Origin of the sequence: Brumicola pallidula DSM 14239 = ACAM 615 (genome assembly GCF_000428905.1) — a bacterium.
In the GTDB taxonomy this organism is placed as follows: domain Bacteria; phylum Pseudomonadota; class Gammaproteobacteria; order Enterobacterales; family Alteromonadaceae; genus Glaciecola; species Glaciecola pallidula.
Genome location: NZ_KE386814.1, coordinates 563,605 through 587,567 on the forward strand (window position 1 = coordinate 563,605; position 23,963 = coordinate 587,567).

Annotated in this window: 22 protein-coding genes and 1 pseudogene; 20 read left to right on the forward strand and 3 right to left on the reverse strand. The window is 41.0% G+C overall.

Annotated elements, in window-relative coordinates; all coding sequences use genetic code 11:
• Nucleotides 1-52 precede the first annotated feature (52 nt).
• The 10 genes and pseudogenes from ccmA (at nucleotide 53) to G399_RS0113360 (ending at nucleotide 8,430) form a co-directional block, all read left to right on the forward strand.
• Nucleotides 53-682, forward strand: coding sequence for a cytochrome c biogenesis heme-transporting ATPase CcmA (gene ccmA, locus G399_RS0113315; RefSeq protein ID WP_006013282.1), 630 nt, complete (start codon nucleotides 53-55; stop codon nucleotides 680-682).
• Nucleotides 676-1,341, forward strand: coding sequence for a heme exporter protein CcmB (gene ccmB / locus G399_RS0113320; protein WP_006013285.1), 666 nt, complete (start codon nucleotides 676-678; stop codon nucleotides 1,339-1,341). The genes ccmA and ccmB overlap by 7 nt, the downstream gene beginning before the upstream one ends.
• A pseudogene (locus G399_RS20745) lies at nucleotides 1,341-2,054 on the forward strand (heme ABC transporter permease); the annotation flags it as partial. The gene ccmB and the pseudogene G399_RS20745, both read left to right, overlap by 1 nt.
• 185 nt (nucleotides 2,055-2,239) lie before the next feature.
• On the forward strand, nucleotides 2,240-2,524 hold the full coding sequence (gene ccmD / locus G399_RS0113330; protein ID WP_006013288.1) for a heme exporter protein CcmD: 285 nt from the start codon (nucleotides 2,240-2,242) through the stop codon (nucleotides 2,522-2,524).
• Nucleotides 2,508-2,978 (forward strand): cytochrome c maturation protein CcmE, encoded by a 471-nt coding sequence (ccmE, locus tag G399_RS0113335; RefSeq protein ID WP_006013290.1) that lies wholly within the window; start codon nucleotides 2,508-2,510, stop codon nucleotides 2,976-2,978. The genes ccmD and ccmE overlap by 17 nt, the downstream gene beginning before the upstream one ends.
• Nucleotides 2,978-5,035 carry a heme lyase CcmF/NrfE family subunit gene (locus G399_RS0113340; RefSeq protein ID WP_006013292.1) on the forward strand — a complete coding sequence of 686 codons (2,058 nt, stop codon included), beginning with the start codon at nucleotides 2,978-2,980 and terminating at the stop codon, nucleotides 5,033-5,035. The genes ccmE and G399_RS0113340 overlap by 1 nt, the downstream gene beginning before the upstream one ends.
• The gene (locus G399_RS20750; protein WP_006013295.1) at nucleotides 5,035-5,736 is read left to right on the forward strand and encodes a redoxin family protein; all 702 of its coding nucleotides are present in this window, start codon (nucleotides 5,035-5,037) and stop codon (nucleotides 5,734-5,736) included. Before G399_RS0113340 ends, G399_RS20750 begins: the two co-directional genes overlap by 1 nt.
• Nucleotides 5,733-6,245 (forward strand): cytochrome c-type biogenesis protein, encoded by a 513-nt coding sequence (locus G399_RS0113350; RefSeq protein ID WP_006013298.1) that lies wholly within the window; start codon nucleotides 5,733-5,735, stop codon nucleotides 6,243-6,245. The genes G399_RS20750 and G399_RS0113350 overlap by 4 nt, the downstream gene beginning before the upstream one ends.
• Nucleotides 6,245-7,606, forward strand: coding sequence for a c-type cytochrome biogenesis protein CcmI (ccmI, locus tag G399_RS0113355; protein WP_006013302.1), 1,362 nt, complete (start codon nucleotides 6,245-6,247; stop codon nucleotides 7,604-7,606). Before G399_RS0113350 ends, ccmI begins: the two co-directional genes overlap by 1 nt.
• On the forward strand, nucleotides 7,606-8,430 hold the full coding sequence (locus tag G399_RS0113360) for an MlaA family lipoprotein (protein WP_006013305.1): 825 nt from the start codon (nucleotides 7,606-7,608) through the stop codon (nucleotides 8,428-8,430). Before ccmI ends, G399_RS0113360 begins: the two co-directional genes overlap by 1 nt.
• A 92-nt stretch (nucleotides 8,431-8,522) precedes the next feature.
• Here the strand turns inward: G399_RS0113360 and galE are convergent, their stop codons facing one another.
• From galE to G399_RS0113375, 3 genes are all read right to left on the reverse strand, one after another.
• On the reverse strand, nucleotides 8,523-9,542 hold the full coding sequence (gene galE / locus G399_RS0113365; RefSeq protein ID WP_006013308.1) for a UDP-glucose 4-epimerase GalE: 1,020 nt from the start codon (nucleotides 9,540-9,542) through the stop codon (nucleotides 8,523-8,525).
• Between the two features lie 158 nt (nucleotides 9,543-9,700).
• Complete coding sequence (locus G399_RS0113370; protein WP_026843731.1) at nucleotides 9,701-9,991, reverse strand: DUF6170 family protein; 291 nt, start codon at nucleotides 9,989-9,991, stop codon at nucleotides 9,701-9,703.
• A 160-nt stretch (nucleotides 9,992-10,151) separates the two neighbouring features.
• Nucleotides 10,152-11,648 (reverse strand): peptide MFS transporter, encoded by a 1,497-nt coding sequence (locus G399_RS0113375; RefSeq protein WP_006013314.1) that lies wholly within the window; start codon nucleotides 11,646-11,648, stop codon nucleotides 10,152-10,154.
• A 229-nt stretch (nucleotides 11,649-11,877) separates the two neighbouring features.
• Between G399_RS0113375 and wecB the strand changes: the two genes are divergently transcribed.
• The 10 genes from wecB to G399_RS0113425 all read left to right on the forward strand — a co-directional run bounded on the left by wecB (nucleotide 11,878) and on the right by G399_RS0113425 (nucleotide 23,922).
• Nucleotides 11,878-13,014 carry a non-hydrolyzing UDP-N-acetylglucosamine 2-epimerase gene (gene wecB, locus G399_RS0113380; RefSeq protein ID WP_006013320.1) on the forward strand — a complete coding sequence of 379 codons (1,137 nt, stop codon included), beginning with the start codon at nucleotides 11,878-11,880 and terminating at the stop codon, nucleotides 13,012-13,014.
• A 2-nt stretch (nucleotides 13,015-13,016) separates the two neighbouring features.
• Nucleotides 13,017-14,282: a UDP-N-acetyl-D-mannosamine dehydrogenase gene (wecC, locus tag G399_RS0113385; RefSeq protein ID WP_006013323.1), complete on the forward strand. Its 1,266-nt coding sequence runs from the start codon at nucleotides 13,017-13,019 to the stop codon at nucleotides 14,280-14,282.
• Nucleotides 14,283-14,318: 36 nt separating this feature from the next.
• Nucleotides 14,319-16,913, forward strand: a complete 2,595-nt coding sequence (locus G399_RS0113390) for an SLBB domain-containing protein (RefSeq protein ID WP_148277444.1) — start codon at nucleotides 14,319-14,321, stop codon at nucleotides 16,911-16,913.
• A gap of 63 nt (nucleotides 16,914-16,976) precedes the next feature.
• Nucleotides 16,977-17,972 carry a Wzz/FepE/Etk N-terminal domain-containing protein gene (locus G399_RS0113395; RefSeq protein WP_006013330.1) on the forward strand — a complete coding sequence of 332 codons (996 nt, stop codon included), beginning with the start codon at nucleotides 16,977-16,979 and terminating at the stop codon, nucleotides 17,970-17,972.
• A gap of 203 nt (nucleotides 17,973-18,175) precedes the next feature.
• On the forward strand, nucleotides 18,176-19,258 hold the full coding sequence (gene rfbB / locus G399_RS0113400) for a dTDP-glucose 4,6-dehydratase (protein WP_006013333.1): 1,083 nt from the start codon (nucleotides 18,176-18,178) through the stop codon (nucleotides 19,256-19,258).
• On the forward strand, nucleotides 19,258-20,121 hold the full coding sequence (gene rfbA / locus G399_RS0113405) for a glucose-1-phosphate thymidylyltransferase RfbA (RefSeq protein ID WP_006013336.1): 864 nt from the start codon (nucleotides 19,258-19,260) through the stop codon (nucleotides 20,119-20,121). Before rfbB ends, rfbA begins: the two co-directional genes overlap by 1 nt.
• Nucleotides 20,121-21,044, forward strand: coding sequence for a methionyl-tRNA formyltransferase (locus G399_RS0113410; protein WP_006013338.1), 924 nt, complete (start codon nucleotides 20,121-20,123; stop codon nucleotides 21,042-21,044). The genes rfbA and G399_RS0113410 overlap by 1 nt, the downstream gene beginning before the upstream one ends.
• 4 nt (nucleotides 21,045-21,048) lie before the next feature.
• Nucleotides 21,049-22,188 (forward strand): dTDP-4-amino-4,6-dideoxygalactose transaminase, encoded by a 1,140-nt coding sequence (gene rffA, locus G399_RS0113415; RefSeq protein WP_006013340.1) that lies wholly within the window; start codon nucleotides 21,049-21,051, stop codon nucleotides 22,186-22,188.
• The gene (locus tag G399_RS0113420; protein WP_006013342.1) at nucleotides 22,181-22,951 is read left to right on the forward strand and encodes an NDP-hexose 2,3-dehydratase family protein; all 771 of its coding nucleotides are present in this window, start codon (nucleotides 22,181-22,183) and stop codon (nucleotides 22,949-22,951) included. Before rffA ends, G399_RS0113420 begins: the two co-directional genes overlap by 8 nt.
• Nucleotides 22,948-23,922, forward strand: a complete 975-nt coding sequence (locus tag G399_RS0113425) for a Gfo/Idh/MocA family protein (RefSeq protein ID WP_081585830.1) — start codon at nucleotides 22,948-22,950, stop codon at nucleotides 23,920-23,922. Before G399_RS0113420 ends, G399_RS0113425 begins: the two co-directional genes overlap by 4 nt.
• Nucleotides 23,923-23,963: the final 41 nt, after the last annotated feature.

The following is a 23,963-nucleotide window of genomic DNA, read 5'->3' on the forward strand; positions in this document are numbered from 1 at the left end:
GGAATAATGTGGTAATATCTTGACGTTATCAGCTTAATTCGAGTATCCCTCATTGCGTGTTTTGTTAGCACAACAAGTGGCCTGTGAAAAAAGTGACCGCCAGTTGTTTTCGAATATTAATATCGAGCTTCATTCTAGCCAGTTACTTTATGTGACGGGCGAAAATGGTGCCGGAAAAACCAGTTTACTGCGGATCTTGGTTGGCTTGAGTGCGCCCTCCGCTGGCGTCGTAGAAGTTAATGGCCATGACATCCATAAAAATGTGCATGACGCTAGTGAACACTTACTTTACTTTGGTCATAAGCAAGGTATTAGTCAGTTATTAACGCCTGTGGAAAACCTCAAGTTTTGGTGTCAGCAACATGGCGTTGATAAAAATAATGACGCTATCGAAGATATATTGGCTGAATTAGGCCTAACGGGTTTAGAAGACATTGCCGTTAAAAACTTATCTGCTGGTCAACAACGTCGCGTAGCATTAGCTAAACTTTGGCTTAAAACGGCCGCTACATTGTGGGTGTTAGATGAACCTTTTACCGCTTTGGACGTTCAACTAATAGCTGAACTCGAAGCGAAAATGACCTCATTCTTAAATACAGGTGGTGCGATTATTATTACATCTCATCAGAAGCTGAGCATCGATTACCCCTTATCCAAACTGCACTTGGATTATTCATGGTAGCGTTGCAGTCAGTATTTCTAAAAGACGTGGCGCTGGCCTATCGTCAACGAGCTGAGTTGATGCAACCGCTCATGTTTTTTGTATTAGTAATTACCTTATTTCCACTTGCTATAGGCCCAAGTCCGGAAACACTCCAGCGTATTGGGGGCGGGGTTATTTGGGTTGCTGCTATCTTGTCACTATTACTTGGTATGGAAAGAATGTTTCGCGATGATTTTGCCGATGGTAGCTTAGAGCAATATATGTTGTCACCCACGCCGCTGTATATGATTGTCGTGGTAAAAGTGCTGACCCATTGGCTGATGCATATTGTGCCGTTGTTTTTGATTTCACCCTTACTGGCGCTGTTTTTAAACCTTACGTTTGATATGTATGTGGCACTCATGCTTACGTTATTGTTGGGCACGCCCTTGATCAGTTTTATTGGCGGCATTGGCGTGGCGCTTACCGTGGGTTTACACCGAGGCGGTGTACTTTTAGCGTTATTATTAATTCCGATATTCATTCCGTTGCTGATTTTTGCCACATCGGCCATCGAATCAGCGTCAATGCTATTACCTTATCATTCGCAACTTGCTATTATAGCTGGGTTGCTCCTGTTTTCAGTTGCGTTGTCTCCGATGGCAATTGCGTATTCATTAAAAGTGAGTCAAAACTAATGTGGAAGTGGATTAATTCGTTCGCCAAGCCCGAAAAAGCCTATTGGTTATGTGATGTCTTGCAAAACTGGTTTGCGGGCGTCGCTATTACGGGCCTGATTATTGGTATTGTTTGGGGACTGGGTTACGCGCCTCAGGATTACCAACAAGGCGATTCTTTTCGTATTATTTATATTCACGTGCCAAGCGCTATACTCGCAATGGGTGCCTATGTTGCGATGGCCATCGCTGCGCTGGTTGGTATCGTATGGCAGTGGCGCACCGCGTTTATGTTCATGATAGCCATTGCCCCTGTTGGCGCGGTAATGACGTTCATTTCATTATTTACCGGTTCTTTCTGGGGTAAGCCTATGTGGGGAACGTGGTGGATTTGGGATGCACGACTCACTGCACAACTCATTTTGTTGTTTTTGTATTTGGGTGTTATTTCACTTTACACCGCATTTGAAGACAAACAACAAGCAGGCAAAGCCGCTGGCGTAATGGCCATGGTGGGTGTTATCAATATTCCTATTATTCATTTTTCAGTGGAGTGGTGGAACACGCTGCATCAAGGCGCAACGATCACCAAAATTGGCAAGCCTTCTATTGCCCCTGAAATGCTATGGCCCTTGCTCATTTGTATTTTAGGCTTTGCTGCGTTTATCGGCTGGGTGACTATTATTCGCATGAAAAACGAAATTATAATGCGTGATCTTCATCGCCCTTGGGTTGCGCAGCGGTTTGGCGTTGCTAATGCTAATGCTAATGCTAATGCTAATGCTAATGCTAATGCTAATGCTACCGCTAATGCTACCGCTACCGCTAATGCTACCGCTAATGCTACCGCTAATGCTAACGCTAACGCTAACGCTAACGCTAACGCTAATGCTAACGCAAATGTGGAAGGGAAGCAGTCATGACCTTTCAATTTGAGAGTATAAGCGATTTTTTCAACATGGGCGGCTATGCCTTTTTCGTTTGGGCCTCATTTATCTGTACATTTTTGTGCATGGCTGGCGTATTAATTCAGAGCCTTGTTGTGGGCAAAAAAATCAAACAAGGTGTACAAAAAGAGAAAGTGAGAGCAGAGCGCATCATGGCGGCTCGAGCACAACGCAAACTAAAGCAACAAGCTAAACGCAATGCACAAGATCCCAACAATATAGACAATTCTGAGGTATTCGATGAACCCAAGACGTAAGCAGCGACTCGTCGCAGTCTCAAGCATTGGTGTATTGCTCGTAGCAGCAATAGGCTTCATGCTGTATGCCCTACAAGATTCAATTGATGTGTTTTATACGCCAACTGAAATTATTGATGGCAAAGCGAAAACTGGGATGAAGCCAGTAGTGGGTCAACGACTACGTATTGGTGGTTTGGTTGTGCCCGGCTCAGTATCGCGTAATGAAGAAACACTCGCGGTTACCTTCGATCTGATGGATATTGGTCCAACAGTTACGGTGCAGTTTAATGGCAGTTTGCCTGATTTGTTCCGCGAAGGGCAAGGTATTGTGGCTACCGGCACCTTAGAAAAAAGCAACTTAATTGTCGCTCATGAAGTGTTGGCCAAACACGATGAAGAATATATGCCGCCAGAGTTGGCAGAGCAGCTTAAAGGCATAAAGCACGTTAAACCAGAGCAGGCAGGATACTAATGATCCCAGAGTTAGGAAATATCACACTCATTATTGCATTGGCATTGTCTATTTTGCTCGCAATTTACCCTTTATGGGGAGCACAAATACACAATCAAACCATGATGAGAATGGGCCGTCCATTAAGTTTTGGATTGTTCTTATTCACCGCATTTGCTTATGGATGTTTAAGCTATTCTTTTGCAGTTGACGACTTTAGTGTGCAGTACGTGGCACAAAACTCAAATAGTGCATTGCCTATCTATTACAAGATAACGGCAGTATGGGGAGGCCACGAAGGTAGCTTCCTTCTCTGGTGCTTAATTTTTTCGGTATGGACATGTGCTGTTGCCTTATTTTCAAAGGGTATTCCACAGGCCATGATCGCGCGCGTGCTCTCTGTATTGGGCATGGTAAGCATTGGTTTCTATTTGTTTATGCTGTTAACCTCGAATCCGTTCGACAGTTTATTGCCGTTTTTCCCGGTCGATGGCCGCGACCTAAATCCCTTGCTACAAGACTTCGGCATGATTATTCATCCGCCAATGCTATACATGGGCTATGTCGGATTCTCCGTCGCCTTTGCATTCGCTATTGCGGCGTTAATTGGTGGTCAACTCGACTCAACGTGGGCTAGATGGTCACGTCCGTGGACCATTGCTGCCTGGAGTTTCCTAACCATCGGAATTGCCCTAGGTAGTTGGTGGGCTTACTATGAACTTGGTTGGGGCGGCTGGTGGTTCTGGGATCCAGTTGAAAACGCATCATTTATGCCTTGGTTAGTCGGTACAGCATTAATGCATAGTTTAGCGGTGACCGAAAAACGTAAAGTACTTAAATCTTGGACTGTGCTATTAGCTATTGCGGCATTTTCATTAAGCCTACTCGGCACTTTTTTAGTACGCTCGGGCGTTCTCGTGTCGGTGCATTCATTTGCTAGCGATCCTTCCCGTGGTTTGTTTATTTTAGGCTTACTCGTGGTTGTTATTGGTGGCTCATTGCTACTTTATGCTATGCGCGCATCGCAGCTTAAAAGCGTTGGGCGTTATGAAATGTTCTCACGCGAAATGATGTTAATGGGTAATAACGTATTGCTAGTTGCCGCAACTATTGTGGTTCTCCTTGGCACATTGTTACCGTTGGTGCATAAAGAACTAGGCTTAGGTACGATATCAATTGGTGCGCCGTTCTTTAATCAAATGTTTACATTGCTGATCGTGCCTTTTGTTTTGTTTATGGCAATCGGGCCCTTATCGCGCTGGAAAAAACAAGCACCCTCGGCATTGAGAAATCAGCTATTGATAGCCTTGGTATTGGCTTTATCTGCCGGCATATTGATCAACTACAATTATGACGAACCTACCTACATGGGTATGTTGGGTATGGTCATGAGCTTTTGGATTTTAATAGCGATAACCTTGGAAGTGCGTCAACGCGTTGTGTCAACAACAAGGTCTGAACCCATTCTAGCGTCATTACGCAAACTAACACCAAGTCATTGGGGCATGGTATTAGGGCATGTCGGTTTCGCGGTAACGCTAATTGGTATTACCTTAGTGAGTAATTACGAGTTAGAGCGCGATGTACGAATGGCTGCAGGAGATACCGTCGAAATAGCTGATTATACGGTGTCTTTTACTGGCGTTGAACAAATAGAAGGAGCCAATTATAGCGCCGATCGCGGTATTTTTGATGTGTATAAAAACGGCGTGTTTGTGAACCACCTTGAACCAGAAAAACGCTTTTACCCAGTGCAGCGCACGTCAATGACGGAAGCGGGTATACACACCACCTTAACTCGGGACTTGTTTATTGCCCTGGGCGAGCCGCTATCGAATGGCGCATGGGCTATTCGTTTGTATTATAAGCCGTTTGTGGTGTGGATTTGGGGTGGTGCTGTGATCATGGCTATCGGTGGTATCTTCTCAATCAGCGATAAACGCTATCGCATCAAAAAAATGGCGAAGTGGCGGAATGTCGGCGGCGTGAATAACAATAACAGTGGCGAGCAACCTGGGGTCGCTAGTCAGCAACCGTCAACAAACACTGGCGGTAAGTTAATTGAGGAGCATACTTAATGAAACGGATCACGTGGTTCATGTTGCCTTTGATATTGTTTTTGGGTTTGGCTGTGTTCCTATTTCAAGGACTCTATTCTGACCCTAAGGCGCGTGGATCAACCGCCGTTGCTAAAGCTTTTCCAGACTTCAGACTGCCCGATTTAATGGACGAGTCCATTATGTACGACAACTCGGTATTTGATGGCCATATTACCTTAATTAATGTTTGGGGAGTTTGGTGCACCACCTGTGCAATTGAATTGCCGTATTTGGAGAGCTTAAAAAATCAGGGCTACCGAGTTGTTGGTTTGTATTACGACCAAGATCTCGATCCTGACTTTGGCACAAAAACAATTGAAAGAGTGCGCACAGAAGTGATCGCTACGCTCAGTAAATATGGTGATCCTTACGCCTTTAATATTTTTGATGTATATCGTAATACATCACTCGATTTAGGCGTGACAGGAGCGCCAGAAACCTTCTTAGTGGATCAGCAAGGCGTTATTTTAGTGCATCATCTAGGTGATTTAAATGAGCGAGTTTGGCGCAATAAGTTTGCCCCAATACTGGCTGAAATTCAGCCTGTGATTGACTCATCAGATGATGAAGTATCACCCGATGTTGTTTCATCAAGCGTTGGTTCATCAAGCGTTGTTTCATCAAGCGTTGTTTCATCAAGCGTCGGCGCACCAAGCGCTGTATTAGGAGAAGGACAATGAAACCGATTTCCTTAATATTGATTAAATGCTGCTTTTTATTGTTGCTAACGACGTCAACATCTTTTGTGTTTGCGCAAGACTTAAACACAAGCGATGCATTAGCCAAAGTCTCTGAAGCTGAGAAAATGGGCGAGAATTATGCGTTTGAAAATCCAGACGACAGAAAAACATTTTTAACGCTAACAGCTGAACTTCGCTGCCCAATGTGCCAAAACCAAAACATAGCTGACTCCGACGCAATGATAGCCCATGACATGCGTCGCAAAGTGTATCAATTGATGTTGGAGGGTAGCTCAGAGACAGAAATTATCGGTTTTATGAAAGAACGTTATGGCGATTTTGTTTATTATCAACCGCCAGTAACGCCGGTGACCATATGGCTATGGGCATTACCGATTTTGTTTGCTTTCATTATGATGGGCGTATTTTTAATGCGCCGTCAAGCAGAACCAGAAGAGAATATTGAAGCCAAATTAGCTGCGGCTAACAAATTGTTAAAGGACGACTAGTGACTAGTTTTTATGTGTATTGTTCGTTATTCGCGGCTATTGCTGTGGGTTTTATTGTTTATCCATGGTTCAAAGATAGAAATGCTAAAAAACGTTTTGAAGTTTCCAACACCAACGTTATTAAACAACGCATTCAGGAAATAGAGAGAGAAGCGTTTGAAGGATTAATTGACCCCGAAGAAATGCAAACCGCGATAGATGAAATGAAGATAGCATTGGCTGATGAAACCGCATTTCACGACGCCCAAGAAAAAAAAGCGGAAACGACCAGTTTATCCGCAAGATCAGCCAAGCTTCCGCTTCTTATTGGCGCTATTCCCGCGCTATTCGCCGCCGTTTGGGTGTATGTAGATGCAAATCAGCTGTCTGGATTGCAAGATTTAGTTGATGCTACCAATAACATAGATGAACTCAGTCAGCGTATTTTAGTAACCCCTGCTGACGATGTGCAAGCTGAGGAATTCCAGAAGTACGCACTGGTTATTCGTCAGCAACTTCGCAAAGACCCAAGCGATGCCACCGGTTGGCAATGGCTTGGCAGGCTGCGTATGTCCTTAGGGCAAACTGAAGAAGCCGTCGCTGCTTTTGACAAAGCATTAAAAATAAGCCCTGATGCACAAGATATTCGCATGAAGTACGCACAAGCAATGATGATGGTTGGCGATGACGAAAATCTGCAGAACGCTAAACGACAAGTCAGTTATTTAGTTCAGATAGCACCAGAAAACCGAAATTATCGTTTATTATTGACCGTTGTGGCGGCACAGTTAAACGACAGTGAAGTTGCCTTCGCTAACTTTGCGCTAATTAAAGACGCGCTTTCTGCGGATAGCACAGTGTACCAATCGTTAGTTAATCAACTGCGTTCTATGGGAGCGTCTGAATCGTTATTGTCGTTGGATAATGGATCACATAATGGCCTACTCGATAATTCGTCTCTCGATAATTCGTCTCTCGATAATTCGTCACTTGATAATTCGTCTCTCGATAATTCGGTCGCTGCAAACGGCAATAGAGGGTTTGACGTTACGGTTTCAATTGCCAATGAATTGGAAAGTAAGTTACCGTCGACGGGCTTTTTAATTCTATTTGCACAAGACGCAATATCAGGTAGCCGAGTGCCCTTAGCGGTTAAGAAATTGGCGTTACCGCAGTTTCCTATTTCGCTTACCTTAAGTGCAGATGATGCAATGATCGCAAGTTTATCATTGAAAAATGCAGAACAAGTCACCATTACTGCGCGTATCTCTGTAGATGAAGATGTAATGACCAGACCCGGCGAGTTAGAAGGAAGCCTCGCTGGTGTTCAGGTTAATGACAGTATGCAAGCTGTCACTTTAATTATAAATAAGGAAATATAGTGTTCAATAAGTGTAAAATAATTGCCTTAGCTTTTGCCTTGGGATTGGGCGGGTGCGCAAGTCAGTCGGCCAATGAGCAAGCCGAGCTATCAAAAAACCAAGAAATCGTTGTTGAACCAGCAAGGCCAATGGCAGAAGATGAGGGCAATTCCGATCCGTTTGAACCTATTAACCGTGTTTTTTGGGATTTTAACTATGAAATTCTCGACCGATTTTTAGTCAAGCCAGCAACAATAGCGTATATCACGGTAACGCCTCAGTTTATTAGAAGTGGCTTGCTAAACGCGTCTGAAAATTTGAGTGAGCCTGCCAGTGCAGTCAACAACTTACTACAGGGTAAGCCGGTTGAATCGCTCACCAGTGTAGGGCGCTTTTTGCTCAATAGCACGGTGGGTATTGTCGGCTTGCTTGACGTTGCATCTACAATGGGTTTAGAAGAAAAAGAGGAAGACTTTGGTGAAGTATTGGGTGTTTGGGGCGTTGGTACTGGCCCATATCTTATGTTGCCAGCATTAGGTCCAAGTGACTTTAGAAGTTTTACCGGTCGTATTGTCGATAATGTTTATTGGCCGTTGACGATCCTCGATGACCCCTACGTTATTGCGTCCAATGTGGTAAAAATTATTGAAGTAAGAGCATCTTTGTTAGCTCAAGAGGAGACACTAAACCGGTCCCTCGATCAGTACTTGTTTGTTCGCGATGCTTATTTTCAGCGTTTAGCATTTAAAGTGAGTGACGGTAAGATAAAAGTTAAGACGACAGAAGAGTTGGAAGAAGAAGACGATGACTTCTCTAACTTTGAAGACATGTTGAAGGATATGTAACAGCAGTAACATAACCGCAAAAAGTCGAGTTATTGAGAATTACGAAAAGGGGCCGTGTTAAACTACATTAACACGGCCCCTTTTTTTGTTTGTCAGGCTTTATACCCATTCGGATTATTAGACTGCCAGCGCCACGAGTCCTCGCACATTTCCTTTAAGCCTTTTTCAGCTGTCCAGCCCAGTGCTTGTGCTGCCAATTTGGGGTCGGCATAACAAGCAGCAACGTCACCGCCTCTGCGAGGAGTAATTTTATAAGGCACTTTTTGACCCGAGACTTGTTCAAACATGGTGACCATTTCGAGTACGCTATAACCTTGGCCAGTGCCTAAGTTATAGGTGACCAAGCCGGCTTTGTCTTCTAACTTGGCTAAGGCCTTTAAATGCCCATTGGCTAAGTCGTCAACATGGATATAGTCGCGAACCCCGGTGCCATCGACTGTGTCGTAGTCATCACCAAATACGCTTAAATACTCGCGCTTACCGGTGGCGACTTGGGTAATAAAGGGCATTAGGTTATTCGGTATTCCGTTGGGATCCTCGCCAATTAAGCCACTTGGATGCGCTCCTGCTGGATTAAAGTAGCGCAGCAATACGATATTCCACTTGTTGTTGGCCTTGTAAAGGTCGGCTAGCATAAGCTCAACCATCAGCTTTGACTGGCCATAAGGATTAGTCGGCGAGCCGGTTGGTAAGTTTTCATGCAGTGGTAATTCAGTTGGGTCGCCATATACAGTCGCTGATGAACTAAACACGATATTGTTCACATCGTTAGCCTGCATCGCTTTGCACAAGTTAAGCGTGCCATACAGGTTGTTTTCGTAGTACATAAGTGGCTTTTCAACTGATTCACCCACGGCTTTTAAGCCTGCGAAGTGAATAACGCCATCGATTTTATGCTCACTGAATACTTTATTTAACAGCGCGGTATCTCGAATATCACCTTCATATAAATCAGCCTTTTTACCCGTGATTTCTTGGACTCTTTTTAAACTCTCATCTGAGGAGTTTGAAAAGTTGTCTAAGATAACGACTTTGTAATCCGCTTCAAGTAGCTGCAGAACCGTGTGACTGCCTATATAGCCAGTGCCGCCGGTAACAAGTATTGATTTCATAGTAAAGGCTCCGTTGATATTAAATTCCATTTTATCTTATAAATGTGACAAATATAATGCGTAGTATAAACTTGTTCTGGTTTGTTTTGTAATGGTACTGACTAAATAGCGTAAATTATCGTCATTTTTTTGCATCAGTGCTGCAAGCAGTGATCGGTTTATTTATTATTGTCTTTTAAATATTTGGCACTCAATGAATACTGAATAGGCTTAACAAAAATTGGATACAACAGGAAAATAAGAGCCGCCCAGGCGAGTGAGAACCAATTGTTAGTTACCTGCAAAATCAAAGCAAATACCGGCACTATCACTAATAACTTTAGCACGTTTAGCAGTGTTTTCTCTGGAACCGTCATTTTTTTTGCCGCATCTTCTAATAGCGCCATGCGTTCTGTTAACGGTTTGTCGGCCAATGCTGGGATTTTCTTAGTCGAGGTGTAGATTTTCACTTTTTCTCACATAAATCAAAAACAAGAATGTTATAAACGAGATAGTAGCAAACTTAGGTCAGTAGGTTTATGTTTTAGTGCCAATAAAAAAGGCGGTGTACTTAAAAAGTTAACACCGCCCTGCATTCAATTCACTCAATTGATTGGAATAGGATTGGTTTTAGCCTGGGTCTTTCTCAGCCAATTTTTCCCATTTACTGGTTTTCATTGATAACAACAGCAATACAATACCAATTGCGACACTGAAGTAAGTGATTTGCAGGTATAGATCCGGCATTTGATCAACTTGCTCAGGGTCGAATTTGCCCGCAAAGATGCCAGCAATAATACTACCCATGGAATAAGTTAATACAAACACGCCCATCATCTGACCTGAGAAGCGTCTTGGTGACAGCTTACTTACCGCACTCAGTGCAACCGGGCTTAAAAATAGCTCACCCACGGTATGCAGGAAGTAAGTTGCGACCAACCAATATGGCGCGACTTTCAGACCACTTGCCGCTAGCTGGGCTGCAAAGAACATGACTATAAAGCCTGACGCCATGATTATTAGACCAACAGCGCATTTTACGCTGTAGCTTGGTTCAATCATGCGCTTGCCTAATGCCATCCACATGTACGCAAAGAAAGGCGACAATATGATAATGAAAATAGAGTTAGCAGACTGGAACCATGCTGGTGGAATTTCAAACGTGCCCATCATGCGTTGAGTATAGTCTTGGCCGAACAAGTTAAGTGAGGAACCGGCCTGCTCAAAACCAGCCCAAAAACAAGTTGACGCTAAACAAATGAGGAATAATGCACCCATGCGACGTTGTTCGTCACCATTTAGATTGCCACCAAAGAAGATGTAGGCAAAGTACAGTAAAAAGATAGTCGTTATCGCAATGGCCACTTGTTGAGCCACGATAATAGGATCAAAACCCACTGAACCGGTATAAACTAAAACGGTCAGTGTTGCCAATGCAATCAAAACACCGGTGATAACAATATAGGCTTTTTTCTGACCTGCAGGTGTTAATGGCACTACCGGCTTGTCGGAAATACCTTTGATGTTGTGCAGCGTGAGTTTATATTGGATAAGTCCAACACCCATACCCACCGCAGCGGCACCAAAAGCCCAGTGATAACCCATGTTCACTTGCAAGTAACCGCAAACGCCATAGCCGATTAATGAACCAATATTAATACCCATATAATAAATAGTGTACGCACTATCACGACGGGGATCTTTTGCGCCATAGAGTTGGCCAACCATGGCGCCAATATTAGGTTTTAATAAACCCGTGCCAAGCACCACAAAAATCAAGCCTAGGAAAAACGTCGTATCGGAGGGAATGGCCAATATGATGTGACCAATCATGATCACGAAGCCACCGTAAAACACGGCTTTTTGGCCGCCAATTAAGCGATCCGCAATCCAGCCACCGGGTAAACCAAAGAAGTAAACGGCCCCCGTGTATAAACCATATATTGCTGAAGCGGTAGCGACGGATAAGCCCAGTCCGCCTTCTTCAATAGCAAGTACCATGAAAAGAACGAGAAGCGCACGCATGCCATAATAGCTCATGCGCTCCCACATTTCTGTGCCTGCTAGTGTCAGCAGGCCTATTGGATGACCAACAAAACTTCGGTCATTGTTTGTTTCTATCGTCATTAGTGTTCCTTGAAAACAGTTTGTTTTTATTTTTCTATATGTCCGCGCGCAGTATGCAATATTAATGATTAAAGTTGCAAGTTTGTTAAATGATGGACCATGTCAAAGCAAAGACACAAAAAAGCGTAAAAGTTTACGAATAGGTGTGACAAAAGGGCTATATTTCAGTAGGATCACCGGCTGATGAAAAATACTGCAAAGTCGCAGGGAATGGGAAGACATTGTTGTAATGAAAAGCATAAAGAAAAAAGTACTTTGCGTATTCGGCACTCGCCCCGAGGCCATCAAAATGGCTCCTCTAGTCAAAGTATTAGAAATAGATCCACGATTTGAAGCTAAAGTTTGCGTTACTGCTCAGCACCGAGAGATGTTGGACCAAGTTTTGGAGTTATTTCAAATAACACCAGATTACGATCTGGATTTGATGAAGCATAAACAAACATTAAACGACGTTACATCCAAAATTCTCCTGCAAATGAAGGCAGTACTGACAGAGTTCAAGCCTGATGTGGTTTTAGTTCATGGCGACACAGCAACCACATTTGCAACCAGTTTAGCTGCTTATTATGAACAGATTGCAGTCGGCCACGTTGAAGCTGGTTTGCGCACGGGTAACATTTACTCTCCCTGGCCTGAAGAGGCAAATCGTAAATTAACAGGGGCAATAACAACTTATCATTTCGCTCCTACGAAAGAATCTGCGCAGAATTTAGTGAACGAAAATCATGATGAGAAGACCATCACTATTACCGGTAATACCGTAATTGATGCATTACTGTTGGTTCGAGATAAATTAAAGAACGATGCTGATATTTTACAAAAAATGAAAGCTAAATTTAACTTTTTAGATGAAAATAAGAAACTTATTTTAGTGACTGGCCATCGACGTGAAAATTTTGGACAAGGTTTTGAAAATATTTGTCAAGCTCTTGCTAATACAGCACAAAAATATCCAAATGTAGAAATCCTATATCCTGTGCATTTAAACCCAGCAGTGCAAGAGCCGGTAAATCGTTTATTATCTAACATCGATAATATTAAATTAATTGAACCACAGCAGTATCTTGAATTTGTATATTTAATGAACCGCTCACATATCATTTTAACCGATTCAGGTGGTATTCAAGAGGAAGCACCTTCACTAGGTAAACCTGTTTTAGTTATGCGTGATACCACTGAGCGTCCTGAGGCAGTTGCAGCTGGTACTGTTAAATTAGTTGGTACTAGCGTGGAAAGAATCTGTAGTGAATTAGATACATTGTTGACCGATGACGAAGCATATAAAGTAATGAGTGTTGCGCACAATCCCTATGGCGATGGCCAAGCTTGCAAGCGCATTGCAGACGAATTAGTGAAGGAAAAATAAGAATGGCATTTGAAACAATTTCGGTCATTGGCTTAGGCTATATTGGTTTACCAACAGCGGCAATGTTTGCGGCGCATGGTAAAAAAGTTATCGGTGTTGATGTAAACCAACATGCTGTAGAGACTATTAATCGGGGTGAAATTCATATTGTTGAACCCGATTTGGATGCGTTAGTTGCACAAGGCGTTGCGAAAGGGCGTTTAAGAGCAGTTACTGTGCCTGAAGCTGCTGACGCATTTTTAATAGCAGTGCCTACACCATTTGAGGACGACGCGAGTGCTTCGGTTCCAAAGCCAGATTTAAAATATATCCAAGCTGCATGCTCAGCAATTGCGCCAGTATTGAAAAAAGGCGACTTAGTTATCCTTGAATCAACTTCACCCGTCGGTGCAACGGAACTAGTAGTTGAATGGCTATCTGCCGCTAGAAGTGATTTGAGTTTCCCTTCGGAGCATTCTTCTGAATCAGACATTTACGTTGCACATTGCCCTGAAAGAGTTTTACCAGGTCATATTGTTAGAGAATTAATCGAAAACGACAGAGTCATAGGTGGGATTACTCCGGCATGCTCAGCAAAAGCTGTGGAATTATACAAAGCCTTTGTGCAAGGCGATTGTGTTATAACAAACGCCCGCACTGCAGAAATGGCAAAGTTAACTGAAAACGCGTCACGCGATGTAAGTATTGCTTTTGCGAACGAATTGTCGATTATTTGTGATGAAACTGATATTGACGTTTGGGAGCTAATTGCACTTGCTAATCGCCACCCAAGAGTCAATATATTGCAACCAGGTCCGGGTGTTGGTGGACACTGCATTGCAGTGGACCCGTGGTTTATAGTTAGTCGTTCTCCTGATTCTGCAAGGCTGATTAAAACAGCACGTGAAGTAAATGACAGCAAGCCAGCGTGGGTTATTAAGAAAGTTAAGTTAGCAGTTGCTGATTATTTAACAGCAAATGCAACTAAGTCGGTTTCAGATATTAAAATTGCTTGTTACGGCTTAGCGTTTAAACCTAATATTGACGACTTACGAGAAAGCCCAGCATTGAATATTGCCCGAGAATTAACATTGGTATACGGTGATTCATTAGTATGTGTAGAGCCCAATATTGAACATCATAAGAATGTTAAAGGTGTAAATTTGATTAGTGTCGATCAAGCCCTTAATAATTCAGAAGTTCATGTTTTGTTGGTTGATCACAAAGAATTTAAACAAGCGAAAAAGCCATGTGGTTTTATTGTTGATACCAAAGGTATTTGGAAATAATTAAAAGGTTTTATATCTGTGATTAGATTAAGTTCCATGAAAAAAATATTTGCTGTTATTGCCATATCCGCTATTTCATTAGTGGTTAATGCGCAGTCGTTTATGCCCTCGCAGCAGCAAATTGAGCAATTTAAAAACTTGCCACGCGCGCAGCAAGAGCAACTTGCTAAGCAGATGGGCTTTGATGTTTCAATGCTAGATGGGGCTAACGATTCAAGCACTAATACTAACCAAGAGTCGCAAATAGACTTCGTCGAACGTGAGCTTGACACTCAAGAAGTGGCTACAGAGCTTTCAAAACAGAGTGTTTTAGAGAAGTCGACAGCGAAATTAGCACCTTTTGGTTATGATATTTTTGAAAGCAGAGATGAACCTACTCAACCCAGCGGAAACATTCCTGTACCCTCGAATTATGTTATCGGGCCTGGTGATTCTGTAAAGCTTCAATTATTCGGAAAAGAAACCGGTAGCTTTGAGTTAGAAGTAAATAACGAAGGCAACATTGATGTTCCAGAATTAGGGCCATTAAATGTGGTTGGAACCAGTTTTAGTGAACTTAAAGAATTAGTTAAACAAAAATATGAGCAGCAAAAAATAGGTGTCACGCCATATATTTCTATGGGACAACTTAGAACTATCCAAATTTTCTTGGTTGGTGAAGTATATCAACCAGGCCCTCTTGTAGTAACGGGATTATCAACGATTACTACAGCATTAATTAACAGTGGTGGTGTAAACGAGATCGGTTCGTTGCGTAATATTGAGTTAAAGCGAAATGGCAAAACTGTGTCTACTTTCGATTTATACAACTTGATAGTTTATGGCGACACTGCTGACGACATTCGATTAGAACAAGGTGATGTTCTGTTTGTGCCAACGGCTCAAAACATTGTGTCGGTTGACGGGCAAGTAAGACGCCCTGCTATTTATGAGATGACGGCAGACGAGACTGTTGCAGACCTATTTAAATTAGTTGGCGGTTTTTTACCGACTGCAGATAAAAACTCAATGCAGTTGGTTCGAGGCGGAAGCGCTGAAGGCTTGTCCATTATAAACTTAGCTGTAAACGACGAATCCGCGATGAACAAAAAATTACAAAATGGTGATTTCATCAGGGTACCAAAAGCCAATCAAGAATTTAGTAATGCAATTGTAGTCAACGGCGCAATTAATCTTCCAAATATCATCGCTGACAGCGCATTAACTTTAAAAGATCTCATAACCAAACGAACATTACTGAGTAATACAGATTTAGAGTATGCGCTGATCACCCGAAAAGATCGGTTTGATACACAAACTACCATTATACAATTTAAGCCAATAGACGTGATAAACGGTAGCTTTAACTTAGCGTTGCAGGCATTCGATGAACTGCTTATTTTCAATCGAGTTGGCCAAAACGTCGTTGCGGGCGTCGCTGGTGAGGTTGCTGATGGAAACTTAAAAGCGTCACAAGATGATCTTAAAAATAACGATGCTGCTTATTTGCAGGGTGTCGAGGCTAAGCGCTTTACTACCGATGCGTTCGAAAAACCAACTACCACTGACTTTTCAAGAAAAGCGTTGTTGGCGCCTCTGATAGCACGTTTAAAAAGTGAAGCGACAAACAATGACGAAGTGCAACTCGTTGAAATTACAGGTCAAGTAAAATACCCCGGAAATTATCCGCTACCACAGTTATCTAATATTCAAAGCATGCTTACTGCTGCTGGTGGTTTAACCGAGTCTGCACATTTGGAGTCGGCTGAAATTACCAGTGTGACCCTAGTTAATGGTATTTCTCAAGTCAGCCATTCTGATATTAGTTTAATTAACGAGTTATTGAAACCTGCCTCACAGCAAGTTGCATTGAAGTCAAAGGACGTTGTTAATATTGTGCGTATTCCACAATGGTATGAGAACAATGTAATAGAATTAAAAGGTGAAGTGGTATTTCCCGGACGATATCAAATTTCTGAAGGTGAAAGACTTTCAAGTATTATTAACCGAGCAGGCGGTTTGACGCAAAGCGCAACGGCCAAAGCAGCCGTCTTTACCCGGGAAGAATTGAAAAAGAAAGAAAAACAAAACATTGATAAAGCTGTTAAGGGTTTACGTGAACAGTTGGCTAATAATAATTTGAGTAATAGCCAGTTTTCACGAACGATTGACTACCAAAATGCGACTAAAATACTAAATGATCTCAGCGATGTCGAGCCCTTAGGGCGCATGGTAATATCTTTAGAGGATATTATTACTGGTAATGGCCTTTCAGATATTATGGTAAAAAATGGTGATTCACTAACCGTTCCGAATATTACACCTGCTGTTTCGGTTATAGGTGAAGTATTTGTTACCACTGCTTATATGTATCGCAAAGATTTAAGTGTTGATGATTATATAAGTTTAGCTGGCGGCGTCAGAGAGTTTGGCGATGCATCCAAGGTTTATATCGTTAGGGCGAATGGGTCAGTAGCAATACCTGAAAATGACTTTTGGTTTTCTGGTGACAGTCAAACCATGCTGGAACCTGGTGATACTATAGTTGTCCCGAGAGATGTTACGAACTATGACAATATTTCTTTGTGGCAGGGGATTACGCAGATTATTTATCAATCAGCGGTTGCTTTAGCTGCTATAGGTAGTTTGTAGCGATTTTTATTTTTACGCATCTTTGTGCAGTAAAATTAACAATATATTATAATTAAGAGCAAAATGAATATTGATGATCGTGTTAGTGAAATTGAGAAATATTTGAAATCAGATAATATTACGAAGCAATCGGAGTCGCTTCAGACTTCTTCGTCCTCTGATAATGAAGAAGTTAATTTAAGTGAATTATGGGTCGCAATTTGGGCCAGTAAATTTGTTGTAGTTTTGTTTACAATTGCCTTTACATCTCTGGTGACTATATATGCTATTACTCAACCTAATATTTATAGAGCATCTGCTGTAGTAATGCCATCTGGGGATTCAGGCTCAAGTGGTCTGAGAGGGTTGGCTGGGCAATTTGGCGGGATTGCAAGTCTTGCAGGCATAAATCTCGGAGGGGGGAGTATAGATAAAACGGGTATTGCTTTAGAGGTGTTGAAATCTCGAGGTTTTATTGAAAGCTTTGTTAAAAAATACAATATTGATGCTGAACTTCTAGCAGTTGTGGCGTGGCATTCGGAAAACAACTCTTTGGAGTACGATAAGAGTTTATTCGATGCTTCTAAGGATGAATGGTTGATAGACGATAACACCCAAAAATCACTTTCCCCTACAAATTGGGAAAGTTACAAAGAATTTAGTCGCATCTTGCAAGTTAGCCAAGATATTGAGACTGGTATGATCACGTTGTCCATTGAACACATTTCCCCTAACTATGCAAAAGAATGGTTAGAGCTTCTTATCTTAGAGATAAATTTGACTATAAGCGAAAATGATAAAAGAGAGGCAAAGAGCAGTATTGAATATTTGACTTCTAAGCTTGAAACAACTCAACTTTCCGATATGAAAAGCGTGTTCTATCAGTTAATTGAAGAACAAACTAAGACCATGATGTTAACGGAAGTCAACGACGAATACGTTTTTAAAACTATCGACCCGCCAAATGTTCCAGACGAAAAAGCAAAGCCAGGAAGAGCTATGATGATCGTTTCTGGGGCTATTATAGGGTTTGGATTTGGCGTTGTTGTTGTTTTGATTCGATATTTGAAACGGAAGTAGCTCGAGATATTGCTTCGAAGATAAGTTAGGTTACAGCTGCCTGCATATTTAGGTCTATATGATCATGGTGTTAAGGCGTAATGAACCAAAAAATGGTCTTTTAAATACTTTAGTACTGGGCATTATTTAAGGCTGAAGTATTCAACATTAAAAAAACCAATTACCTGAGCAATACAAGTTAATTTAGAAAGGATATACCACTAGTGAAAATATTAGTAACAGGAGGGGCTGGGTTTATAGGCTCAGCTGTTGTGCGTCACATAATTGAAAATACCGATGATTCGGTTGTAAACATTGATAAATTAACTTACGCAGGCAATTTGGAATCATTAGCTTCTGTATCGGACAGTAAACGCTACGCTTTTGAGCATGTCGATATATGCGATAGTGCTGAGCTTTCTGAGGTTTTAGCTCGGCATAAACCAGAATCAGTTATGCATCTAGCTGCAGAGAGTCATGTTGACCGCTCAATATCAGGTCCTTCAGAATTCATTAAAACAAATATTTTAGGTACATTTACTTTATTAGAGGCTACACGTGAATATTGGGAGCAACTTAGCGAGATACCGCGTTCAAAGTTTCGTTTCCATCATATCTCTACAGATGAAGTATATGGCGACCTAGCTGGCACAGATGCGCTATTTACAGAAACTACTGCTTACTCCCCTAGCTCGCCTTATTCGGCGTCGAAAGCGTCGAGCGATCATTTAGTGAGAGCTTGGTTTCGGACTTATGGATTTCCAACTATAATTACTAATTGTTCGAATAATTATGGTCCATATCACTTTCCTGAAAAATTAATTCCATTGACTATATTAAATGCATTGGATGGAATAAGCCTTCCTGTTTATGGCGACGGGCAACAAGTAAGAGATTGGTTATTTGTTGAGGACCATGCGCGAGCTTTGTATATGGTTTTAAAGACTGCTAATGTAGGTCAAACATATAATATTGGTGGATATAATGAGAAAACCAATTTGCAAGTAATCGAGTCTATTTGTTCACTATTAGAAGAGTTTGTCCCAGCCAGCCCTTACTCTAAATCAGGTCGCAATATTAAAGGTTTTTTAGGGCTTGTGAACTTCGTTGAGGACAGACCAGGGCATGACCTAAGGTACGCTATAAATGCGAATAAGATCTGGAGAGATCTCGGTTGGAAACCTGAAGAGACATTTGATACGGGTTTAAGGAAAACTATTCAATGGTATTTAGAGAACTTAGATTGGTGTAGACACATTCTTGATGGTTCCTATTTAGGTCGTCACAAAGATGAATCGAGGTCATAATGAAAGGAATTATATTGGCAGGTGGCTCAGGTACAAGGCTATATCCCATAACAAAAGGAGTGTCTAAACAGTTACTTCCTGTTTATGATAAGCCAATGATATATTATCCATTATCCGTTTTAATGTTGGCAGGCATTAAAGAAGTGTTAATTATCTCTACTTCAGAAGATTTGAGTGGTTACGAACGTTTATTGGGGACGGGCGAGCAATTCGGTATATCAATCGAATATGCGGAACAGCCTAATCCGGACGGGCTAGCACAAGCTTTTATAATTGGTGAGGAGTTTATCGGTGCCGATAGTGTCTGTTTAGTCCTAGGCGATAATATATTTTATGGTCAAGGTTTTAGTCCTAAGTTGATAAATGCTACAAAAAAGAATTCCGGCGCCACAGTCTTCGGATATGAAGTAAAGGACCCGGAGCGCTTCGGTGTTGTTGAATTCAATAGTAGCATGCAGGCTATTTCAATTGAGGAAAAACCAATCGCTCCTAAATCTAAGTTCGCTGTTACAGGGCTTTATTTTTATGATAATAGTGTTATTGAAATTGCTAAGGCTATTAAACCCTCTGCTAGGGGGGAGTTAGAAATAACTTCTATAAACAATGTATATCTTCAATCTGGCAGTTTAAGTGTTGAGTTACTTGGAAGAGGCTTTGCTTGGCTTGACACTGGAACACACGATTCTTTGCTTGAAGCTTCATCATTCGTTCAGACAATAGAGCATAGGCAAGGTTACAAGATAGCGTGTTTAGAAGAAATTGCTTATAACCAAAAGTGGATAACTAAAGAGCAAGTAATTGTGCTAGCTAAACCATTAATGAAAAGTGAATACGGTAAGTACCTTTTAGAGATTTGTAATTAATGAGAATTATATTGTTGGCTGCCGCCGAGCGGGGCATTAGATGCTTTGAAAAAATAGCTAGCTTAATTAATTCAGAAGATGAGTTAACAGTTTTTACTTTTCCAGAAACTAGTTGGGAGCCGCCTTTTTCTGAAAGATTGGAAACCAAAGCGAAAGAATTAGGTGCAAATTTTTTTAAATCTTCCAAAGTACATAATGACGAATACAAATTTTTATGGGACTCCTGTCCCGATTTAATACTAGTCATTGGCTGGAGGTATCTTATTCCTGAATCTGTTTATAATTCTGCAACTATTGGATGTTTCGTGTTTCACGATTCTTTATTACCAAAATACCGTGGATTTGGTCCTTCTGTATGGGCATTGAAGAATGGTGAACAACAGACCGGCGCAACTCTTTTTAAAATTGCAAGCGAAATGGATGCAGGGCCTGTACTAGCCCAACAGAAGATCGCGATAGAAGCGGATGATTATATTTATGATGTTGTTAATAAAGTAACATCATCATACTTAGATATTCTAGAGTCGATTTTCCCTAAATTTCAAAATAACACTTTTAATCTTGAAGAACAGGACCATAGCCAAGCTACTTATACATGTAAATCGATGCCAGCAGACTTCAAGATAAACTGGCATGAGCCAGCTGAGAAAATTAGAAATTTGATTAGGGCATATTCTCCTCCTTATTCAGGAAGCTATTGCGACTTACAGGGAGAGAAGTTAATTATTCTAAGTGCTGACATTGACTACTCGAAAAAATATGTTGGTATTGTACCAGGAAGAATTATTAAGATTGAGGAAGGGGCAGGAGTTTATGTTGGAACCGGCGATTACCCTTTAATAATTAAAAACGTATTAACATCAAATTCATCAATTCAGAATGCGACGAATATCATTAATAAAATAAGCTTGACATTGAGATAACCAGATGAAACCTATAAAATTTAATGAACCATTCATGACCGGGCAAGAACTCAAATATATACAAGATGTTTTTGAACAAAAACATTTCTATGGAAATGGCAAATATACTAAATTGTGTGCTGATTTTATTAAGACTAGGCTAGCAGTTAAAAATGTTTTAATAACTGATAGTTGCACATCAGCATTAGAAATTGTAGCTTTGTTATTAAGAAATAAAGATGTAAATCAAGAGGTAATATTGCCGTCTTATACATTTTCGTCTACTGCGTCTGCGTTTGCAAGAGCTGGATTTAAACTTGTTTTTGCTGAAGTTGATGATAAAACAATGATGCTTGACGTTAATGACGTAAAAAAGAAGATTACAGGAAACACAACTGCAATTGTTGTTGTCCATTATGGAGGACACTGTGCAGATATTAAGGCATTTAAAAATATTTGTGACGATAACGATATCAAACTCGTAGAAGATGCTGCGCAAGCATTCGATTGTTTTCTAGATGATACAGCAATTGGTACTTTTGGTGATTTTGGTTGTTTTTCCTTTCACGAGACTAAAAATCTTCATGCTGGTTTGTCAGGGGCGCTAGTCGTAAAAGACGATACCATCATAAATAGGGCCACTCATATATGGGAGCGAGGTACAAATAGGCAAGAAGTACTAAAAGGATTAGCCAATAAATACTCTTGGGTAGAGATAGGGGGTAGTTTTTACCCAACGGAACTTCAAACAGCTTTCTTGTACGCTCAGTTAACTCACATTGAACATAATAGAGTCAAAAGACAGGAGATACATAATGAGTACTTTGCCAATTTGAGCATTCTCCGTAGCGACGATCTACTCAGTTTTCCCGACTTTCCAGTTGGGTTTAAGTCAAATTATCATGCTTTCTATGTCTTATTTAACACTGAGGAGGAATGTGATGTGGTCAGAGAGTACTTAAATGAAAAATTTATAGCAGCCTATATTGGTTACGTGCCTTTGCATTCATCCCCCGTAGGAAAGTCTATGGGATATTTAGAGGATTCTCTTCCAATAACTGAACAGATGTCAAAACGAGTGCTTAGGCTCCCACTTCATAATAATATGGAAATAAGCGATGTAAAAAGAGTTTCTGAAATCGTCGGAGAGTCCATTAATGCTTAAAGATGACTTTCAAACAGTACTTGCAAGCTATAGAAAGTTTTTGGGGAATATCGGAGATAAATTAAGCCCCTTGCGATTAGAGTCACACGTAGAATCTTTAAAAGATTGGAGTCAAACCGGAGACTTGTCAGCTGTCAGGATGTGGTTCGAGGAACAGCAATCTAAATGCACTATGACTATAACTGACATAAGGTTGGAAGACTGCAATGGATGGACTATTGACCCTGATACTGGATGGTTTAAGCATAGTTCCGGAGAGTTTTTTTATGTTCAAGGAATAAGAGTTGGAGTAAGCTCAAGCAGAGAGGTAGAAAATGGTTGGGATCAACCAATCATCACCCAAGCTGGATATAACGGTGGTTTATTGGGCATAATTCGAAAAAATATTGATGATGTTCCTCATTATTTGATTCAAGCGAAAGCTGAACCAGGAAATCCGGATAAGGTGCAAATCAGCCCATGTCTTCAAGCTACCTTTAGCAATTTAAAACAAGCTCACGGAGGTCGGAAACCTAAATTAAGTGAGTTTTTCGAGTCTCCAGCTGCCAATGGTGCGAATATTCTGTTTGATCAATGGATGTCAGAAGATGGAGGAAGACTGCACTTAAAAAGAAATAAAGGAATGCTTGCTCAAATAGCAGATGTTAAGGAACTGGATCTTGATGAGAGTTTTCGATGGATTAGTTTGTTCCAAATAAAACAACTTATTAGTGAAAACTCTTGGATAAACCCACATGTTAGGGGAATAATTTCTCACCTATGAGTAGAATCAAAATTCGCATAGCATGTTGTTCAATTGGGAAGCATGCGATCAAAAATATACTACCCGCAATTTCGATTTGTGAAGATATGCATCTTGTTGGAATTTACACAAGAAACCAAGTAATTTTAGATGAACAAACTAAACTATATGGTTGTAAGACATTTCTGAGTTTTGAGAGCTTGTTACAACAATCTGATATAGATATTGTATATCTATCGAGTCCTACTGGGTTGCATGAAGAACAAATTAGGCTTTGTATTGAATATGGAAAGTCAGTGCTGGTAGAAAAAACTGCTTTGCCATCTTTTCCAATAGCAGCCGAATTGGTGAAGTTAGCTTTAGAAAAGCAATTGTTTGTAATGGAAGCATTTATGTATCGCTTCCATAAGCAATACGCTGCCTTAAAAAACCTAATTGATAGCAATAAATATGGGCAGCCGCTGAGAATAGAATGCGAATTTGGTTTCCCTCACCTTCCTCAAAATGATATTCGGTATAAAAAAAGCCTTTGCGGTGGTGCCACTTTTGATGCAGGCGCTTATACAATATCAGCAGCACGGAATTTGCTGGGCGCTGATGCATCCTTTCAGTGGTCTATTTTAAAAAAAGATAAACAATTTGAAGTCGATATTGGCGGTATGGCAATTCTTAGTAATGCTAAAACTGAAGCAGTCTGCAGTTGGCACTTTGGTGGTAGCTACATAAATAAAATCAGTATATGGTGTGAAGAAGCCCATATAATCTGTGACAGAGCATTTTCAAAGGCCCCTGAATTTGAAAGTCAAATATTGGTTGAGAATAATGGTCAAGTTATAGAAACAATTTTAGTTGGAAAAGCGAACCACTTTGTAAATATGTTCTCGTTTATCGCGAGTAGATATTTTCACGGTTCCCTCAACAGTGAATCAAATGAATTAGTTCTGCAATCTGCAATGCTAGAGTCCGTGCTAAGAAATGGAGCGGAAAAATGAAGGTCGGGTCGACCATCATTTTGAATAATATCAACTTTACT

Bases quoted from the DNA above. Each gene is read 5' to 3' on its own strand.
- rfbA (WP_006013336.1), top strand. From the start codon at position 19,258: ATGAAAGGAATTATATTGGCAGGTGGCTCAGGTACAAGGCTATATCCC.
- wecC (WP_006013323.1), top strand. From the start codon at position 13,017: ATGGCATTTGAAACAATTTCGGTCATTGGCTTAGGCTATATTGGTTTA.
- ccmD (WP_006013288.1), top strand. From the start codon at position 2,240: ATGACCTTTCAATTTGAGAGTATAAGCGATTTTTTCAACATGGGCGGC.
- G399_RS0113375 (WP_006013314.1), bottom strand. From the start codon at position 11,648: ATGACGATAGAAACAAACAATGACCGAAGTTTTGTTGGTCATCCAATA.
- ccmB (WP_006013285.1), top strand. From the start codon at position 676: ATGGTAGCGTTGCAGTCAGTATTTCTAAAAGACGTGGCGCTGGCCTAT.
- G399_RS0113395 (WP_006013330.1), top strand. From the start codon at position 16,977: ATGAATATTGATGATCGTGTTAGTGAAATTGAGAAATATTTGAAATCA.
- G399_RS0113390 (WP_148277444.1), top strand. From the start codon at position 14,319: ATGAAAAAAATATTTGCTGTTATTGCCATATCCGCTATTTCATTAGTG.
- rffA (WP_006013340.1), top strand. From the start codon at position 21,049: ATGAAACCTATAAAATTTAATGAACCATTCATGACCGGGCAAGAACTC.
- wecB (WP_006013320.1), top strand. From the start codon at position 11,878: ATGAAAAGCATAAAGAAAAAAGTACTTTGCGTATTCGGCACTCGCCCC.
- G399_RS0113350 (WP_006013298.1), top strand. From the start codon at position 5,733: ATGAAACCGATTTCCTTAATATTGATTAAATGCTGCTTTTTATTGTTG.
- G399_RS0113340 (WP_006013292.1), top strand. From the start codon at position 2,978: ATGATCCCAGAGTTAGGAAATATCACACTCATTATTGCATTGGCATTG.
- G399_RS20750 (WP_006013295.1), top strand. From the start codon at position 5,035: ATGAAACGGATCACGTGGTTCATGTTGCCTTTGATATTGTTTTTGGGT.
- G399_RS0113420 (WP_006013342.1), top strand. From the start codon at position 22,181: ATGCTTAAAGATGACTTTCAAACAGTACTTGCAAGCTATAGAAAGTTT.
- galE (WP_006013308.1), bottom strand. From the start codon at position 9,542: ATGAAATCAATACTTGTTACCGGCGGCACTGGCTATATAGGCAGTCAC.
- G399_RS0113425 (WP_081585830.1), top strand. From the start codon at position 22,948: ATGAGTAGAATCAAAATTCGCATAGCATGTTGTTCAATTGGGAAGCAT.
- G399_RS0113410 (WP_006013338.1), top strand. From the start codon at position 20,121: ATGAGAATTATATTGTTGGCTGCCGCCGAGCGGGGCATTAGATGCTTT.
- ccmE (WP_006013290.1), top strand. From the start codon at position 2,508: ATGAACCCAAGACGTAAGCAGCGACTCGTCGCAGTCTCAAGCATTGGT.